The organism is Evansella sp. AB-P1, from assembly GCF_029688925.1.
Classification (GTDB): Bacteria; Bacillota; Bacilli; order Bacillales; family Salisediminibacteriaceae; genus Evansella.
The window spans coordinates 1-18370 of the sequence record NZ_JARUKY010000016.1 but is presented as its reverse complement, the minus strand read 5'-3'; the positions used below and the strand labels follow the sequence as shown (position 1 = coordinate 18370).

The following is an 18370-nucleotide window of genomic DNA, read 5'->3' as shown; positions in this document are numbered from 1 at the left end:
GCTCCACGTCATGAGACACGGAGCTTTTCACACTATTGTTGTAAGAGTGTTGACAGTAAATGACGCTGTTCAGAAGTTAGAGGTACTAATGGTAATCTGACTCCGCCTACATCTAATCCTTTTAATTGCAAAGCTGTCTTTACTGGAGTTGGGTTAGGAGCCATGAAGAGACCTTTTATTTTTGGTAATAACGTTTGATGCATACGTGCAGCTTTTTTTATATTACCTCCTTCAAAGGCTTGAATCATCTCTTGTAATTCATTTCCTAACACATGACTTGCCACCGAAACAACACCTACTCCACCAATGGACATAATTGGTAAAATTAACGAATCATCTCCAGAATAGAGAAGAAAGCTATCAGAAGTATTCGCTAAAATAGCTGACATCTGATCTAAGTCTTCACTTGCTTCCTTAACAGAAACGATATTATCTATTTTAGACAAGCGAATAATTGTTTCTGCAGTCATATTGGTAGCAGTACGACCAGGAACATTATAGAGCATAATTGGTAATGATGTTTTTTCAGCAATTGTTTTAAAATGCTCATACATTCCTTGTTGTGATGGACGATTATAATATGGTGCAACGAGCATAATTCCATCAACACCTATAACTTCTGCTTTCCTAGTAAGTTCTACGGAAGCATACGTATTATTTGAACCTGTACCAGCTATGACAGGAATTCTTCCATTTACCACTTTTACGGAATGTTCAAACAAAGCTAATTTTTCCTCATTGGACAACGTAGGTGATTCCCCAGTTGTACCACAAACGACAATACTATTTGTACCATTCTCTATTAAATGCTCAATTAACCTTGTTGTTTTTTGAAAATCAATATTACCTTTAGAATCGAACGGTGTAACCATCGCAGTAACAACTCGACCGAAATTCATGTAAATCCTCTCCTTTAATCATCATCTCTCTAGAAGGAACATTTCATGGAGAGCATTGACAGCGTTTATCATATCCTCTCCTCTTACTAATACCCAAATTGTTGTATGAGAATCGGCAGATTGGAGAATTGGAATGTTTTTACTAGCTAACGCTTCGACGATTCGCGATGTCACTCCTGGAACTCCTGTCATTCCTGCCCCAACGGCAGAAACCTTTGCACAATGCTTCAATATTTGTGGGTGTAAATTTAATTCTTCTAATGTTGATACTGCATGGTCGGCAACATCATCATTTACTGTATAGACGACACCTAGTGGATGAATATTGATAAAATCCACTGATATACCTTCCGTTGCCATCGCTTTAAAGACTTTCGACTGAAGATCATAATCTCCATCTTCGGCAAATACCTTTATTTGTGTAACATTGTTAACGTGCGCAATCCCAGTGACTGGACGTTCTTCCACATCTCTACCTACCGTTTTTGTAGTACTAGATGTAATTAACGTGCCTTCATCATTGGAATTAGTTGATCGAATTCGTATTGGTACTTTTGCTTGCATGGCTACTTCCACAGCACGTGGATGAATCACTTTAGCCCCTTGATATGCCATGTTGCAAATTTCATTATAGGTTACAACAGACAATGGTTTTGCTTTCTCAACGATGCGGGGATCAGCTGTCATAACTCCTGCTACATCAGTAAAGATATCAACTACTTCTGCTTGCAAAGCTGCTCCAAGAGCTGTAGCAGATGTGTCACTGCCACCTCTTCCTAACGTAGCTGTTGTTCCTTTAGGAGTTTCTCCTTGAAAACCAGTTACCACAATAACGTCGTACTTTTCTAATTCATTTTTTAAGGCATCGACTTTCATTTCAACAATTTTAGCATTCGTATATTCTTCGTTTGTTCGAAAGCCAGCTTGAGCTCCTGTCATTGCTAATGATTTTATCCCTTTTTGATTTAACAAATTAGAAAAAACAACAGAAGAAATTGTTTCACCACAAGAAGCTAATAAGTCTAATTCTCGTTTTGAAACATGTGTCTCAATATTCTCAACTAAATTTAATAGTGTATCTGTAGCATATGGGTCTCCACTTCTTCCCATTGCCGAAACAACCACAACAACCTTATAACCCTCTTTTAAAGCGCTAACAACATGCTCAGCTGCACGATTACGAACATCGTCATTTTTTAGAGAAGTTCCACCAAATTTTTGGACTACAATTTTCATATTCTTCTCCTTACTCTACCTTTTTTTGAAATTAGAAGAAAAACTGATCGACTTTCATTCAGCCAACTGCTGCCCACGTTCAATGAGCAGCGGCTGAATTGTTATCCTAAAATCTCATTAACATTGTCTTTTTATTATTTCAGTAAGCCTAATTTGTCTAATGAAAAGGCGATTTGCACTGAGTTTAAAGCGGCACCTTTTAATAGGTTATCAGCTACAACCCATAGGTGGAAGCCTTGATCATTATCTAAATCTTTTCGAATTCTTCCTACAAACACACCATCTTTCCCAGCTGCATCTGTGGCCATTGGGTATAGTTGAACTGATGGGTCATCTTGTAATGTCAGTCCTGGAGCTTCTTGTAAAACATCATGTAGATGATTAACTCCTAGACCTTCCTTTTCAACCTCGATATAAACAGATTCGGAATGTCCTGTTTCAACGGGTAGACGTACACAAGTTGCAGCTACATGTAAAGAATCATCATGCATAATTTTTTTAGTTTCATTAATCATTTTCATTTCTTCAAACGTAAAACCATTTTCTTGGAATAAATCAATCTGTGGAATAGCATTAAAAGCAATCTGATAATGCTTCTTGTCTCCACCTACTGGTAAAATTTCTGCTTTAATCTCTTGTTTGTTAAGGACTTGCTCTGTTTGTTCATACATCTCATCTATTGCTTCTGCTCCCGCTCCAGAAACAGCTTGATAAGTAGATACGATAATTTTTGTTAAACCAAAATTTTCACGAATTGGTTCTAATGCCGCTACCATTTGAATCGTAGAACAATTAGGGTTTGCGATAATTCCTTGGTGTACCTTTAAATCCCCTTCATTTACTTCCGGTACAACGAGTGGTACGTTTGGATCCATTCGGAAAGCACTCGTATTATCTACTACTATTGCTCCACGTTTTACAGCTTCTGGTGCAAGTGCCTTCGAAACGGAACCACCTGCACTAAATAATGCTAATTGAATTCCTTCAAATGATTCAGGGGTTGCCTCCTGAACTGTTAATTCCTCTCCTTTAAAAATCACCTTTTTTCCTGCTGATCGTTTAGATGAAAGTGGTAGTAAAGAAGCAACTGGAAATTCTAATCGTTCCAATGTTTTTAACATTTGTTGACCTACTGCCCCTGTAGCACCAACTACTGCTACATGATATCCTGAATTATTCATAACAAAAATTCCCCTTTCTAATAGCAACTAAAATAGAATGTAGTTTGCTTTCTCGTTTTTTCATATAATTATTGAAAAGTATATCTCAGTTTAATTATTAAATTTGTTAAATTTAAGAATCTTTTCATGGAAAACTGAAAAAACATACGTAGTTAAGGTTCCACCTTAACTACGGAAAGCATTCATATTGAGTAAGACATACACTAGTAATCTTACAGCATATTTCTATTTTAGCAATTGTTTATACTTTTTTCACTATTCTTTGTATCTTTCAATTAAAACTGGTTGAATTTGTTGGTGGTTTAATGCAAATTCTACCGTTTCTGGAATTTTTGTCATGTCCGCTACAAGGGAATTTGGTTTTTTATATGGGTGATCTTGCCCGAATGGGACAAAATAAATGTTTTTTGTTGACATTAGTTTCATTACATTTACTCCGTTTAGACCTAAAGCATCATTAGTTGAAATTGCTAGGACAACTGGTCGACCTGTTCTAAGTGTTGCTTTAGCTGCCATTAATACAGGAGAATCTGTTAATGCGTTAGCTAATTTACTTGTTGAATTTCCTGTCATTGGTGCAATAAGCATGCAATCTAACGGTTTTTGAGGTCCATATGGTTCAGCTTTTGGAATTGTATCTACAATAGGTTCATCAGTCATTTCTTGAATTTTTGCAAGCCAATCCTTAGCATTACCAAACTTTGTATCTGTGGATTGTACAGTAAAACTTACAAATGGGGTAACTTTTGCACCTGCTTCTACTAATTGCTCCATTACTGGGACAACCTCTTCATACGTACAATGAGAACCCGTAATACCAAACCCTATATGTTTCCCCTTAAGTGACATTTAATTTTTTCCTCCTTTATTTTCCCATTGCTCCAAAAGTAATGTTGACAGCACTTTTGCAATAATTTGGCCAGCTGTTTTAGGAGCAACAATTCCAGGTAAACCTGGAGCCAATAGAGCTTTAATTCCTCTTTTTTCTGCATATCTAAAGTCGGTTCCTCCAGGCTTCGATGCAATATCAACAACGAGAGTATGGGGGGGCATTCGTGATAATACATCTACTGTTAAAATTTTGGCAGGAATTGTATTTATAATGATATCTGCTTTTCTCACACATTTAGGAAGTGATTCAACCGGATAGCTATTCATATTCATTTCTAGTGCTCTTGCTCTTAACTCTGGTTCGTTAGCAACAACTTCTACTTTTCCACCTAAGTTCTTAAAGGTGCGAGCTATCGTCATTCCGACTCTCCCTAAGCCAGTTACAATAATATTGGCATTATGAATAGTAATATCTGTGTTTTGAATGACCATCATAATCGTTCCTTCTGCTGTAGGAACGGAATTATATATTGCAACATCATCTCGTTCCATTAATTCTAATAGTTCTAATTTAGCGTCGCTAGCCATTGATTTTAACCTTTCATTTGATATACCTGTATATAACTTTGTGTTTTTTTTCGTACTTTCAAGCCAATTTTCAGGAAATATTGTTTTCTCACCTGAAAAAATTGATTCTACCTCTCCATCTTGGTTCATTCCACTTATAGGCAGGATAATTGCATCTACTGTACTTGGATCAAGCGTTTGGAAGGTTTGCTTTTTAGCTCCAACAAATCCATCGTCCAACTGGTCGAATCCAATAAGAGATAACTTCCCATCAAGCTCTGATAGCTTACGAATAACTTCTAACTGTCTAGCATCCCCACCAACAATGGCTATGTGCATATCTGTTAACAAAAGATATTCTCCCCTTTCCTAAGATAATTTTTAATTTTTAAAGGGGGAATTGCTTGCGATGTTTAACTCACAACATCTTATGTGAATGCTCTAATACGTGTGAAACGTGGACAGAAATAAAATAAAAAAAACTCGGCTGCACCATGTCTGCCGAGTTTTTCAATAATTTTCTATATGATTTATCCACAACTCATACTTCAATAATAATCATATCCGCACCAATTTTTTTTATTTGCTTCCAATAAATTGTTACTTCTTTCTCTCGCTTTCCTAACCCAAACCATTTTAAAGTTGGTATGACAAATGCTTCCACCTTTCCATTCTTCTCATCAATGATTAAATCCGCCTGCCCTAACACACCTAGCCTTTCACCCTTTTGGTAGTCGATAATTTCTTTATTGCTTATCTCACTTAATCTCATACAAATCAACCCCTCATTCCTTTTATATCATCGTATGAAAAAAATAAAAAAACATGCTGCTTGTATGTTAGCAACATGTTTTTCGCCATATTTTAATGTGTTACTCCTTTTGGAAACTCACCATTAGGACTTATCAATGTTAGAGAATAATCTTTTGAGAAAATTTTATTACTTGTATCTTGAACCATTTTCAAGGTTACTTTGTCTACAGCCTCTACGATCTCATCTAAAGAACGATGACGCCCTAGTAATAGTTCATTTTTACCATTTCGGCTCATTCGACTATTTGTACTTTCAAGTCCAAGCATTAAGCTTCCTTTCAGTTGTTCTTTCCCATTCATTAATTCCTTTTCTGTCATTCCATCGTTTCGAATTGTATCAATCGTATTCATAAGAACCTCGAACAACTCATCTAAATGCTTCTGAGCCGTACCAGCATACACTGTAAGCATGCCTGTATCATGAAAGGCTGAATGGTAAGAGAAAACTGAATAAGCTAATCCACGCTTTTCCCGAACCTCTTGGAACAAACGACTGCTCATACTTCCACCTAATGTATTATTCAATAATATTAAACTGTATATTTGCTCATCACTTAATTGAAACCCTTCAAACCCAAGACATATATGTGCTTGTTCTGTGTCTTTCTTTCTTACTATACGATCAGAGTTAAAAGACGGCTTAATAAAAGACTTTTCTGCTGTCCCCTTTTTCATTGGTGAAAATATTTCTTGTACGTAATCAACAAAGGCTTCATCCACATTACCACAAATGGAGATTACAACATTATCTGCGTTATAATATTGATCCATATAATTTATTAATGAGTTAGATGAAAACTGTGCTAACGTTTCTTCTGTGCCTAATATTGGATAACCTAATGGATGGTCACCAAAGCTAGCTTTCGTCAATAAATCATGGACAATATCATCAGGTGTGTCTTCATACATTTTAATTTCTTCTAAGACAACCCCTTTTTCCTTATCAAGCTCTTGTTTATCAAATGTAGAATGGAAATACATATCTGATAAAACGTCTACTGCATGCTTTGCATGGTCATCTAACACCTTTGCATAATAGCAAGTATATTCTTTTGAAGTAAATGCGTTCACATGACCACCAATAGAGTCAAATGACTCAGCTATTTGCTGTGCTGTTCTAGATTTCGTTCCTTTAAAAAACATATGCTCTAAAAAATGTGAAACTCCGTTCTCTTGCTTTGTTTCAAATCGAGACCCTGTTCCTATCCAAATTCCAATAGAGACAGAACGTACTGAATTGTTTGGTTCAAATACAATTCTTAAACCATTATTTCCAATAAATCTTTTAATCACGAAGGATCCTCCCTCAATCTCATAAATAATTTTATTTCATAATCCTTTTTTCATTAAGTACTTCGCTTAACGGTCCTAGCTGTAGTTCTTTTTCCTGAATACCTTCTATCATAGCTTCCAAACCTTCAGCTGTTGATTTCGTTGGATGCATTAATAGCAATGAACCATTATCGGACTTTGCTATTACACGTTGTGCCATACTAACTGGGTCAGGATTCTTCCAATCAACAGTATCAACTGTCCAAAGGACGGTATGCATGCCATATTCATGAGCTACATCTACAACCTCCTGGCGATAGCTACCACTTGGAGGAGCAAACCAGAGAGGTTTTACATCAATTGTTGTTTCAATAATATCATTTGTCTTTCCTATTTGTTGATTGATTTGATTTCGAGATAAATTTTTCATATTTGGATGATTATATGCATGATTACCTATTTCATGACCTTCTTCTACAATCATTTTAGCAAGATTTGGATTATTTTTCACCCAAGAACCATCTAAGAAGAAAGTAGAAGTGACATCATACTTCTTCATTATCTTTAATAAAGTTGGTAAATAATCATTTCCCCAAGCAACATTAACCATCAATCCAACCATTGGTTTTTCTCCATGACCACGGTAAATAGGGGCAGGTGGCAAATCTTTTAACATTGTCTTAGGTGGAATTTGGTGATATACGAGCTTATCCTCTTGAAAAGCTCCCGTTACCTTCATTTCTTCAAAGGATGCCTGTACATCAACAGCTATACCATTATAGCCCGGAATAGCTTTCCATACTTTATCAATTACTGCATCTTGTGGTTCTGCTTCATATTCCTTCTTTCTATTTTGAATCTCTACATATAACGGATCATCTTGCTTCATCACAAATTGAGCTTCATCACGAAGTTCATATATATAGCTTGTAGTAATTGGATTGTGTACAGTTGAAAAAGAAATGATTAATAGCAATAAAAATGTAGTCCATTGTAAAACAAACTTCTTTATCATACACTGTCCCCCCTCAGCTATAAAAATATGCATGGAAAGGACAAGTTAGAACGAACTGATTTATTAATAATATATTTTATAGACTTAAAACTTTAAAAGACTGGGGATGCATTCCCAGTCTTTTATGGTAAATGGTTATTCCTTATTTTCTGGTAACAACGCTTTTCTAGAAAGGTTGACGCGGCCTTGGTTATCTATTTCAGTAACCTTTACAAGGATTTCATCTCCAATAGAGACAACGTCCTCCACTTTATTCACTCTTTCCTTCGCAAGCTGAGAAATGTGAACAAGACCATCTTTTCCTTTAAATAACTCTACAAAACATCCGAATTTTTCAATTCTTTTTACTTTTCCAAGGTACGTTTGACCAACTTCAACCTCTCGGATAATATCTTCAATTATTTGTTTAGCTTTTAAGTTCATCTCATTATCAACAGAGGAAATATAAACTTTTCCATCTTGCTCAATATCAATCTTAACCCCTGTATCTTCGATAATTTGGTTAATCATTTTACCACTTGGTCCAATAACATCTCTAATTTTATCTGGATTAATTTTCATCGTTAATATTTTTGGAGCATAGTGACTAAGATCCACTCTTGGAGTTTCAATAGCTGATAACATATTTTCTAGAATTTTCATTCTACCATCTTTTGCTTGAGCTAACGCTTCCTCTAAAATTTCACGGTTAATCCCAGCAATTTTAATGTCCATTTGAAGAGCAGTAACACCTTTTTTCGTTCCTGCAACTTTAAAGTCCATGTCTCCTAAAGCATCTTCCATCCCTTGAATATCTGTTAATACAGAAACATCCTCATCATCCTTTACAAGACCCATTGCAATTCCTGCCACTGGAGACTTGATAGGAACACCTGCAGCCATCATGGCCAAGGTACTAGCACAAATACTAGCTTGAGAAGTAGATCCATTAGATTCTAATACTTCAGATACTAAACGAATCGTGTAAGGAAATTCATTCTCATCAGGAATTACTTGCTCTAAAGCTCGTTCGCCCAATGCACCATGACCAATTTCACGTCTCCCTGGTCCACGAATAGGTCCAGTTTCCCCTACACTAAAGGAAGGGAAGTTATAATGATGCATGAATCGCTTTGTTTCTTCAATTCCTAAACCATCTAAAATCTGCACATCGCCTAGTGCACCTAAAGTACATATACTGAGAGCTTGCGTTTGACCTCGTGTAAATAAGCCAGACCCATGTGTTCTTGGTAGTACATCAACTTCAGAAGCTAAAGGACGAATTTCATCAATTTTTCGACCATCTGGACGAATCTTATCCTTTGTAATAAGCTTTCTAACTGTTTCTTTAAATAGTTTGTCCAAAATTTCTTTTGCATCTGATGAACGATCTTCTTCTTCCGTTACATATTCTTCTATAATTCGATTCATTACCTCTTTTACCGCTTCATCACGAGCATGCTTTTCCGTCACCATCGCAGCTGTTTTTAAATCGTCTCCAGCTTTGTCACGAATTTCTGCTTCAAGGTCTTTATCTACTTCTAATAATTTAACATCCATTTTTTCCACTTTAAGCTGACTAATAATTTCTTCTTGGAAAGCGATGATTTTTTTAATTTCTTCATGACCATACATAATGGCTTCTAGCATAGTCTCCTCTGGTACTTCTTCCGCACCAGCTTCTACCATGTTTATTGCTGTTTTTGTGCCTGCAACAACTAGATTAATATCACTTTTATCTAACTGTTCCGGAGTTGGGTTTACTAGAAATTCTCCATTGATTCGACCAACAGTAACACCTGCAATTGGGCCATCAAAAGGGATATCAGAAAGGCATAAAGCCATTGATGAACCGATCATTGCAGCCATTTCAGCTGGCGCATCCTGATCGTTACTCATGACAATACTAATGACTTGTACATCATTACGAAAACCATCAGGGAATAATGGACGAATTGGGCGGTCAATTAAGCGACTTGTTAATACTGCGTGATCGCTTGGCCGTCCTTCACGTTTAATAAAACCACCTGGAATTTTACCTGCTGCATATAATCTTTCTTCATAATTAACTGTTAACGGAAAAAATGGAAGATCTTTCGGTTCCTTTGAAGCAGTAGCTGTTGATAGTACAGCTGTATCTCCGTATCGAACTAAAACTGCCCCGTTAGCTTGTTTTGCAAATTTACCTATTTCAAAGGTTAATGTTCTACCTGCCCATTCAATTGAATACGATTTTTTTTCTTCTGTCATCTTTACGAGTACTCCTCTCGTCCTTTTAAATTCTTTTACTATTATAAATTATTGTTAACTTTTTTATGTAGTAAACCTGTTGTGGAAAATAAATTTATATATTCACGAAGGAAATAGAGGAAAGATTATCCTTTAATTCCTACAGTAATAATATCAAAAATAAGAAATACTTGTCTAATTTTAATATCACTTTAGAAAAGCGCATTAATAAAATATTAAATATAATGGCAATTAGAATAATTGATATTATACATAACAAAAAGCGGGATGACTCCCGCTTCTTTGCATTTATCTACGTAATCCAAGCTTATCAATAAGCTGACGGTATCGAGTAACGTCTTTGTTACGAAGATATGTTAACAAGTTACGACGTTGACCTACCATCTTTAAAAGACCACGACGTGAGTGATGATCCTTTTTATGCGTACGTAAATGATCGTTTAACGTATTAATTTGCTCTGTAAGGATAGCTACTTGAACTTCAGGAGATCCTGTATCATTCTCATGAGTCTTGAAATCCTGAATAATTTCAGTTTTACGTTCTTGTGTTAATGCCATCCAATCCACCTCCTTTATTATTATCCCCATACGCCTAGCCGAACGTTGGTGAATCGCTTCGCCAAGCAATGGTTCTTGAACAACTATAAGCATACTAATATTTTTATCATTTATCAAGGATTTTTGCAAAATAATGTTTGTTTATTAAACTTTCGATTGAAAATATTCCAATGCATGCATAACGTCATTGGCGATTTGCCCTTTCAATTCCTCTAGAGAAATAAATTTAATTTCATTGCGTATTTTTTTTAACCATTGAATAACGACTGTTTTGCCATAAATATTATTATTAAAATTAAGTATATGGACTTCGATTACTTGTTCCCTATTTTCTATTTCATGAAAAGTTGGCTTATAACCAATATTGCACACACCATCATACCAAACATTATCTACCAAAATACGAACGATATATACACCAGAATTTGGAATAAACGTTTGTTTTTCTGTTTGAACGTTTGCAGTTGGGAAACCTATTTCCCTTCCCCTTTGCTCTCCATGAACTACCAGTCCCTCTATTTCATAGGACCAACCTAAGAAATGATTTGCCTGTTGTATTTTTCCTTGCTCTAAATAGGAACGAATAGCAGTTGAACTTATTTTTTGTCCATCCTCTTCAATTTTATCTATTGTAGTAAAGGATAGCTTGTCCCTTGCGTGAAAAGGGAAGGTTTCCATCGTTCCTTTTCCTAAACGGCCATACGTATAATCAAAGCCAGCAACAACATGTTTAACATTTATATCAATTAAATACTGATCGACAAACTGTTGTGGTGTTAATTCGGAAAAGGCTTGATCAAATTCAACAATGAACATATAGTCTATCCCAAGCTGTTGTATAAGCTGTTCCTTTTTTCTTATAGTTGTTAAATACTTTACACCTTTCTTCTTCCTTAAAACTTCTTTAGGGTGTGGAAAAAAAGTCATGACTGCACTTTTTAATCCCCGCTTGTCTCCCTCTTCCTTCGCGTTTAAAATTACCTCTTGATGTCCTCTATGTACACCATCAAAAAAACCAAGTGCAATAGATAGTGGTGGTAATTCTATTTTAGAAAGAGGATATTCCAATCGTATTATTTCCAAGTTTGACACCTCATTAAAATGTTACAAAACTGTTATGTTAAGAAAAGTCTGCTGATCTCAACATTTTTGCCGGTTTCAACATACCAATTCTATTAGGATGCTTTTCATATAGTGCTAAACATTCCTCTTGTTGATTATACAAAGCTACTAACGTTTCGTCTACGTTTCCGTTTGCAATAGATGCTGGTAAAATGGCACCATTTAATACTTTTTTCTCTATTTCACTATCCACCAGTATTTTTGGATAAGTTGATAATGCAGTTTCAATCGAAATTAACGATTGTTTTAGTTTATTATCATTTTTCAACTCTATTAGTTCAGGCAGGGTAAAACAATCTTTCCCTTGGAATACACCAGAAGCTGTTCGTGTTAACAATGACATATGTGCTGGGAAACCTAACTTCTCACCAATGGTTACAGACAGAGTTCGTATATATGTTCCCTTACTACACTCTGTCCGAAAAGAGAAGCGACAAAGCCCATCTTCCGTTATTGTAACGGGGGATAATAAGGTTAAATTATATATTGTAACATTCCGTTGTGGACGTTCTACTGTAATTCCTTCTCTTGCATATTCGTATAATCGTTTCCCTTTAACCTTAACTGCTGAAAACATAGGTGGAGTTTGAGTTATTTCCCCTGTAAGTTCCCCAAATACTGCCTCAACCTCTTCTGATGTTATGGGACGATCTACTTGTTTCTGTTCAACCAAATCACCTGACTGATCCTCTGTTGTTGTTGAGAAGCCTAACGTAACTTCCCCCTCATACATTTTGCGGTCAGCGGTTAAATATTCTACTAGTTTAGTTGCTCTTCCTAAGCATATTGGTAAAACTCCATCTACATCAGGGTCTAATGTTCCAGTATGACCCGCTTTTTTTGTTTCAAATATTTTCTTAACTTCTTTTACAGCACCAAAAGAAGTCATTCCTCGAGGTTTCCATAATGGTATTACACCTGTTGCATGCTCCACTTGATTCACCACCTAACATTATGCCAATTCATAAGAAAAGACCTTTTCAAACAAATGATTGCTTAAAGAAGGTCTTTTTCTTATCATTTTTCTTATTTATCTTCTTTGTTTAAATTTCGGAGTAGTTCTTCAATACGATTGCCCCGTTCAATACTTTCATCAAATTTAAAAGACAATTCGGGTGTTTTACGTAGCTGAACTCGTTTACCAATTTCAGATCGAATGAAGCCTTTCGCTTTGTCTAGTCCCTGTAATGTTTTAGAACGCTGTTCATCATCACCATAGACTGTAATAAAAGCAGTTGCTTGCTGTAAATCACCAGTTACTTCTACTGCCGTAATAGTAATAAATCCAATACGAGGATCCTTCAATTCTCTCTGAATAATATCTGACAGTTCTTTTTTTATTTGTTCTCCTACACGATTGGCACGAACATTACTCATAATAACAACACCCCTATCGATGATAAATCTTATGTTATAACCATTCCCATGACACCTTTGTTACTTCAAGGGTTGGGTGACTATCAATGATCGCCAATGCTTTTTGCAGCTCTTTTTCTGCCTGTGTACGAGTTGTTCCAATGGAGACTAATGACCATTCAACTCGTTGCCAAACATCTTGGTGATCCGATTCAATAATGGAAATATTATATCGTTGACGTATCCTTGTAATGACACTTTTTAGAACAGATCTTTTTTCCTTTAACGATTGTGCCTCATAAACAATCCCTTCAACGATAATTGTTCCTATTATCAACGCTTAATTTCCTCCATAATGTAAGCTTCAATGATATCTCCTTCTTTTACATCATTAAAGTTTTCGAGTGTAATACCACATTCATAGTTTTGTGCAACTTCCTTCACGTCATCCTTAAAACGTTTTAAAGCGTTCACTTCTCCCTCAAAGATAACGACACCATCACGTATTAATCGTACTGTTGAATCACGAGTAATTTTTCCGTCTGTTACGTAAGAACCTGCAATGGTACCAATTTTTGATACTTTGAATGTTTGACGGACTTCTGCTTGACCTATCACTTTTTCACGGTATTCTGGGTCAAGCATTCCTTTCATTGCTGATTCTACTTCGTCAATAGCGTTATAAATAACTCTGTGTAATCGAATATCAACTTTTTCCTGTTCTGCAGTTCGCTTTGCATTTACATCTGGGCGTACATTAAAACCAATTACAATGGCATTTGAAGCACTAGCTAAAATAACATCTGACTCAGCAATAGCACCTACACCTGTATGAATAATATTAACTTTTACACCTTCTACTTCAATTTTTTCCAAAGAGCCTTTCATTGCTTCAACAGAACCTTGAACGTCTGCCTTAACAATTACATTAATTTCTTTAATGTCTCCTTGTTGAATTTGATTAAATAAATCGTCTAAACTTACTCTTGACGTTTCACGACGATCTGCTTCTCGTTGTTTCATGGCACGTGATTCTCCTATAGAACGTGCTTTTTTCTCATCTTCAAATACTAGGAATTGATCACCAGCTTGCGGTACCGCATTTAATCCTGTTATTTCAACTGGAGTAGAAGGACCTGCCACCTTAACTCGACGGCCTAAATCATTTACCATTGCTCTGACACGTCCAAAAGTGTTTCCAACAACAATTGGATCACCAACATGAAGGGTACCACTTTGAATAAGAAGTGTCGCAACTGCTCCTTTACCACGATCAAGCTCTGCTTCTACTACAGAACCTTGTGCTCGCTTATCTGGATTTGCCTTTAATTCTTCTACTTCTGCTACTAGAAGAACCATTTCTAGGAGTTCATCAATTCCAGTACCATTTAATGCAGAAACATTAACAAATATAGTTTCTCCACCCCAGGCCTCTGCTACTAGCCCATGCTCTGTTAATTCTTGCATGACTCGATCAGGATTTGCTCCTTCTTTATCTATTTTATTTACAGCAACAATAATTGGTACTTTAGCAGCCTTCGCATGATTAATTGCTTCTACTGTCTGTGGCATTACACCATCATCTGCTGCAACTACTAAAATGGTAATGTCTGTAACTTTTGCTCCTCTTGCTCTCATTGTTGTAAATGCTGCGTGTCCAGGAGTATCTAAAAAAGTGATTTTTTTATCATTTTCTTGTACTTGATAAGCACCAATATGCTGTGTGATGCCCCCTGCTTCTCCAGCTGTTACTTTCGTATGTCGAATGCTATCTAATAACGTTGTTTTCCCGTGGTCAACATGCCCCATAATGGTTACTACAGGAGGTCGTTCTTGAAGTAATGCTGGGTCATCCTCTTCTTCAAAGTTTTCGAATTCCGTTTCGTCAACAACTACTTCTTCCTCAACTTCCACTCCAAAATCTTCTGCTAATAATTCAATGGAATCTTTATCAAGCTCTTGGTTTATTGTTGCCATTACCCCTAAAAACATTAGTTTCTTGATTATTTCAGAAGGTTCTTTATTCAATAGCTCAGCAAAAGCTCCAACAGTGATAGGTGGAGTGTAAATTACTTTTGATGGAGTCTCTTCTTTCTTAGAAGTTTTTTCTTGATTGTTTGGCAGTCCTTGTTGGTTTTGGTTGTCTCCACGCTTATTTTGTTTCTTATTATTACGATTGTTGTTTTCTTCCCGTTTTCTCTTTACATTCTTATTTTTTGTTCCTTGCTCAGTATTACTTGTTTCTTTATTCTTATTAGATGATGATACTGATTTTTTATTACTGTTCTCAACCTTTGTAGAAGGCTTTTGCTCTTGTTTTTTTGACCCTTTATTTTCACTGTTTAATTTTTCTAATGTTTCTCCTTGTATGACACTCATATGATTAGCCACTTCTACACCCATATTCTGTAATTTCTCGATGACTTCTTTACTTGAAACATTGTTTTCTTTAGCATATTCATATATACGCATTTTCTTCATATACTTACCTCCCACCTTCGTGCAGATCCATCTTATGTTGCATAAAATCAAAAAATTTGGTTTTCTTAGTAAAGTCAGAAAAAATTTCGCTTTTCTAACTTTATGATGATACAGTAGTTAATTTTACTGTGATGGCATAATTACGAAGTTATTCAATTATTGAGCTTATTTTATTGGAAAAACCTTTGTCCTCTATCCCGATGATAACACGTTCATCTTTACCAATTGCACGACCTAATGTTCCTCTATCGCCCTTAATTATATAAGGAATGTTATAAAACGTGCATTTATCTGATACCTTTTTCTTCGTATTAATTGAAGCATCTTCAGAAACAATAACTAAATGAACCTTTTGTTTTTGAATTGCTTTAATTACTAATTCTTCCCCTGTCACTAACTTTCTTGCCCTACTAGCTAATCCTAACATATTAAGCCATGAGGATGGTTTATTGTTTGTCATTTAAACTTACCCTTCGTCGTCTCTGCTACTAGTTCCTCATATATCTCAAGTGGGACAGCTACTTTTAAATGTTTCGACAAAATATCCTTTTTTTTAGCGTCGAGTATTACCTCTTTATCCAAAGAAATATATGCACCTCGCCCTGCCTTTTTTGATGTAGGATCAATTAATACATTTCCCTCTGGTGTACGAACGATTCTAATTAATTCCTTTTTGGGCTTCATATCGTTAGTAACAACACATTTTCTAAGGGGGGTTTTTTTCTTCCCAGCCACAATTTCCAACTCCCTTATTCAGTGTGTTCATCTTCTGCAGATAAGGATATTTCTTCTGGATTTTCATCAGAATAAGTAGCCTCTTCTACAACTGCATGAGGATCATAAATACCTAACTCTTCTGCATCTGACTGGCTTTTTATATCAATTTTCCATCCTGTTAATTTCGCTGCCAATCTTGCATTTTGTCCTCGTTTTCCAATTGCCAATGATAATTGGTAATCTGGAACAACAACCTGCGTCATTTTCTCTTCTTCATTTACAGTTACTTGCACAACCTTTGAAGGACTTAGTGCGTTAGCAACATAAACCTTTGGATCTTCGGACCAACGAACAATATCAATCTTTTCACCTTTAAGCTCATTTACTATTGTTTGAACTCGCTGCCCTTTAGGTCCAACGCATGAACCTACTGGGTCAACATCTGGATCTTCAGCGTGCACAGCGATTTTCGAACGATCACCAGCTTCTCTAGACACCGATTTGATTTCAACAGTCCCATCATAAATCTCTGGTACTTCCAACTCAAATAAACGCTTTAAAAGTCCAGGGTGGGTCCGGGAAATCATAATTTGTGGTCCTTTCGTTGTTTTTTCCACTTTTGTTATATAAGCTTTTATTCTATCGTTATGTCGATATGTTTCATTTGGCATTTGCTCATTAAGAGGCATTAATGCTTCTACACGGCCAAGATCCACATAAATGAATCTGTGATCCTGTCTTTGTACAATGCCAGTTATAATATCCTCTTCTCGATCGATAAAATCAGAATAAATAATTCCTCTTTCCGCTTCTCTAACACGTTGAGTCACTACTTGCTTTGCAGTTTGTGCAGCAATTCGACCAAAATCTCTTGGAGTAACTTCAATTTCCACAATATCGTCCACATCATACTGAGGATGAATTGCCTTAGCAGCATCCACTGATATTTCAAGTCGGGCGTCAAATACTTCTTCCACCACTTCTTTTCTAGCAAAAACTCTGATATTCCCAGTCTCTCTGTCAATATCAACCCTTACATTTTGAGCCGAATTAAAGTTTCTTTTATACCCAGTAATTAACGCTTGTTCGATTGCCTCTAAAATAACCTCTTTATCAATACCTTTATCTTTTTCGATGCTTGTTAGTGCATCCATGAATTCACTATTCATGAATTATATATCCCCCTTTCAATAGTTCAAAGATTTTATTATTTAAGTTGTGTTAAATTTGTTGTTGATTTTTACCTAGGCGCACAAATTCCACCTAAGAGCAGTCCACGTCCTGTAGGCAACGGCATAATGTCGCCGTCCTAGCTCCGGCAATACATAAACTTCCTTTGCTTTTGCTTTTCTCACAGGCGTTCTCGCATCATCCTAAAAAATCAAATGCCTTAAAAACCAACCATTTTATAACAATGCCATTATTTTAAAAAACAACGGCGAGTCTCGCTTTCGCAATTTTATCATAAGGAATTTCCATTTTCTTCTTTTGTGTTTTTACTTTTAATTCCAGTGTTGCGATATTGTCTTCAAAAGCTAAAAGCTTTCCTTCAAATACCTTTTCCCCATCTATTGGTGCATACGTAGTAATATTCACATGCTTCCCAATAGCTTTGACAATGTCTTCTTCTTTTTTTAATGGCCGTTCAGCCCCAGGGGAAGAAACTTCTAAATAATACATTTGATCAATAGGATCATGCTTATCTAAACTTTCACTTAAACGTTCACTTACTTCAGAACAATCTTCTAAATCGACGCCACCTTCACGATCTATGTATACACGAAGGAACCAATTTTTCCCTTCTTTTTTAAACTCCACATCTACGAGCTCTAAAGAAAGCTCCTCTAAAATTGGAGTAACAAGTGTCTCTGTCACTTCACGAGCATTTCCTGCCATCTTCCTACCTCCTTTTTTACTAATAGATACATCTATCCGTTATACGTTATTTAAATGGAAAGAAAATGTAATATGTACCAATTTTATTGCAAAAGAAAGAGTGGGTTATCCCCACTCTTTCTGGCCGTTTCTATTACTAGTATTTCCATATAACTATAACATAAACCATACTTCCTTGCAAATTAGGGTTTTTAACC

The 18370-nt window shown here is 35.9% G+C and carries 19 protein-coding genes; all 19 read right to left on the bottom strand.

Features of this window, described 5'->3' with window-relative positions:
• Positions 1-32: 32 nt before the first annotated feature.
• The 19 genes from dapA to rimP all read right to left on the bottom strand — a co-directional run bounded on the left by dapA (position 33) and on the right by rimP (position 18173).
• Complete coding sequence (dapA, locus tag QA612_RS16230; RefSeq protein ID WP_278284862.1) at positions 33-899, bottom strand: 4-hydroxy-tetrahydrodipicolinate synthase; 867 nt, start codon at positions 897-899, stop codon at positions 33-35.
• A gap of 21 nt (positions 900-920) precedes the next feature.
• A complete protein-coding gene (gene dapG, locus QA612_RS16225; RefSeq protein WP_278284861.1) occupies positions 921-2135 on the bottom strand; it encodes an aspartate kinase in 1215 nt (404 codons plus the stop codon).
• A gap of 134 nt (positions 2136-2269) precedes the next feature.
• Complete coding sequence (gene asd / locus QA612_RS16220; RefSeq protein WP_278284860.1) at positions 2270-3316, bottom strand: aspartate-semialdehyde dehydrogenase; 1047 nt, start codon at positions 3314-3316, stop codon at positions 2270-2272.
• A 255-nt stretch (positions 3317-3571) separates the two neighbouring features.
• Positions 3572-4165 (bottom strand): dipicolinate synthase subunit B, encoded by a 594-nt coding sequence (locus tag QA612_RS16215; protein ID WP_278284859.1) that lies wholly within the window; start codon positions 4163-4165, stop codon positions 3572-3574.
• Positions 4166-5065 (bottom strand): dipicolinic acid synthetase subunit A, encoded by a 900-nt coding sequence (gene dpaA, locus QA612_RS16210; RefSeq protein WP_278284858.1) that lies wholly within the window; start codon positions 5063-5065, stop codon positions 4166-4168. It abuts the gene before it with no gap.
• Positions 5066-5255: 190 nt separating this feature from the next.
• On the bottom strand, positions 5256-5486 hold the full coding sequence (locus QA612_RS16205; RefSeq protein ID WP_278284857.1) for a YlmC/YmxH family sporulation protein: 231 nt from the start codon (positions 5484-5486) through the stop codon (positions 5256-5258).
• Positions 5487-5578: 92 nt separating this feature from the next.
• Positions 5579-6820: a M16 family metallopeptidase gene (locus QA612_RS16200; RefSeq protein ID WP_278284856.1), complete on the bottom strand. Its 1242-nt coding sequence runs from the start codon at positions 6818-6820 to the stop codon at positions 5579-5581.
• A gap of 31 nt (positions 6821-6851) precedes the next feature.
• Positions 6852-7814 carry a polysaccharide deacetylase family protein gene (locus QA612_RS16195; protein WP_278284855.1) on the bottom strand — a complete coding sequence of 321 codons (963 nt, stop codon included), beginning with the start codon at positions 7812-7814 and terminating at the stop codon, positions 6852-6854.
• 135 nt (positions 7815-7949) lie between these two features.
• Complete coding sequence (locus QA612_RS16190) at positions 7950-10043, bottom strand: polyribonucleotide nucleotidyltransferase (protein WP_278284854.1); 2094 nt, start codon at positions 10041-10043, stop codon at positions 7950-7952.
• A 288-nt stretch (positions 10044-10331) separates the two neighbouring features.
• Positions 10332-10601, bottom strand: coding sequence for a 30S ribosomal protein S15 (gene rpsO, locus QA612_RS16185; RefSeq protein ID WP_278284853.1), 270 nt, complete (start codon positions 10599-10601; stop codon positions 10332-10334).
• Between the two features lie 144 nt (positions 10602-10745).
• Positions 10746-11684, bottom strand: a complete 939-nt coding sequence (ribF, locus tag QA612_RS16180) for a riboflavin biosynthesis protein RibF (RefSeq protein WP_278284852.1) — start codon at positions 11682-11684, stop codon at positions 10746-10748.
• A 37-nt stretch (positions 11685-11721) separates the two neighbouring features.
• A complete protein-coding gene (truB, locus tag QA612_RS16175; protein WP_278284851.1) occupies positions 11722-12657 on the bottom strand; it encodes a tRNA pseudouridine(55) synthase TruB in 936 nt (311 codons plus the stop codon).
• 92 nt (positions 12658-12749) lie between these two features.
• A complete protein-coding gene (rbfA, locus tag QA612_RS16170; RefSeq protein ID WP_278284850.1) occupies positions 12750-13100 on the bottom strand; it encodes a 30S ribosome-binding factor RbfA in 351 nt (116 codons plus the stop codon).
• 34 nt (positions 13101-13134) lie between these two features.
• Positions 13135-13413 carry a DUF503 domain-containing protein gene (locus QA612_RS16165; RefSeq protein WP_278284947.1) on the bottom strand — a complete coding sequence of 93 codons (279 nt, stop codon included), beginning with the start codon at positions 13411-13413 and terminating at the stop codon, positions 13135-13137.
• Positions 13413-15560: a translation initiation factor IF-2 gene (gene infB / locus QA612_RS16160; protein WP_278284849.1), complete on the bottom strand. Its 2148-nt coding sequence runs from the start codon at positions 15558-15560 to the stop codon at positions 13413-13415. The genes QA612_RS16165 and infB overlap by 1 nt, the downstream gene beginning before the upstream one ends.
• A gap of 148 nt (positions 15561-15708) precedes the next feature.
• Positions 15709-16020 carry a YlxQ family RNA-binding protein gene (locus tag QA612_RS16155; RefSeq protein WP_278284848.1) on the bottom strand — a complete coding sequence of 104 codons (312 nt, stop codon included), beginning with the start codon at positions 16018-16020 and terminating at the stop codon, positions 15709-15711.
• Entirely contained in the window at positions 16017-16295 is a 279-nt protein-coding gene (rnpM, locus tag QA612_RS16150) for an RNase P modulator RnpM (RefSeq protein ID WP_278284847.1), read from the bottom strand. The genes QA612_RS16155 and rnpM overlap by 4 nt, the downstream gene beginning before the upstream one ends.
• A gap of 14 nt (positions 16296-16309) precedes the next feature.
• A complete protein-coding gene (gene nusA, locus QA612_RS16145; protein WP_278284846.1) occupies positions 16310-17446 on the bottom strand; it encodes a transcription termination factor NusA in 1137 nt (378 codons plus the stop codon).
• 256 nt (positions 17447-17702) lie between these two features.
• Positions 17703-18173 (bottom strand): ribosome maturation factor RimP, encoded by a 471-nt coding sequence (gene rimP, locus QA612_RS16140; RefSeq protein WP_278284845.1) that lies wholly within the window; start codon positions 18171-18173, stop codon positions 17703-17705.
• Positions 18174-18370: the final 197 nt, after the last annotated feature.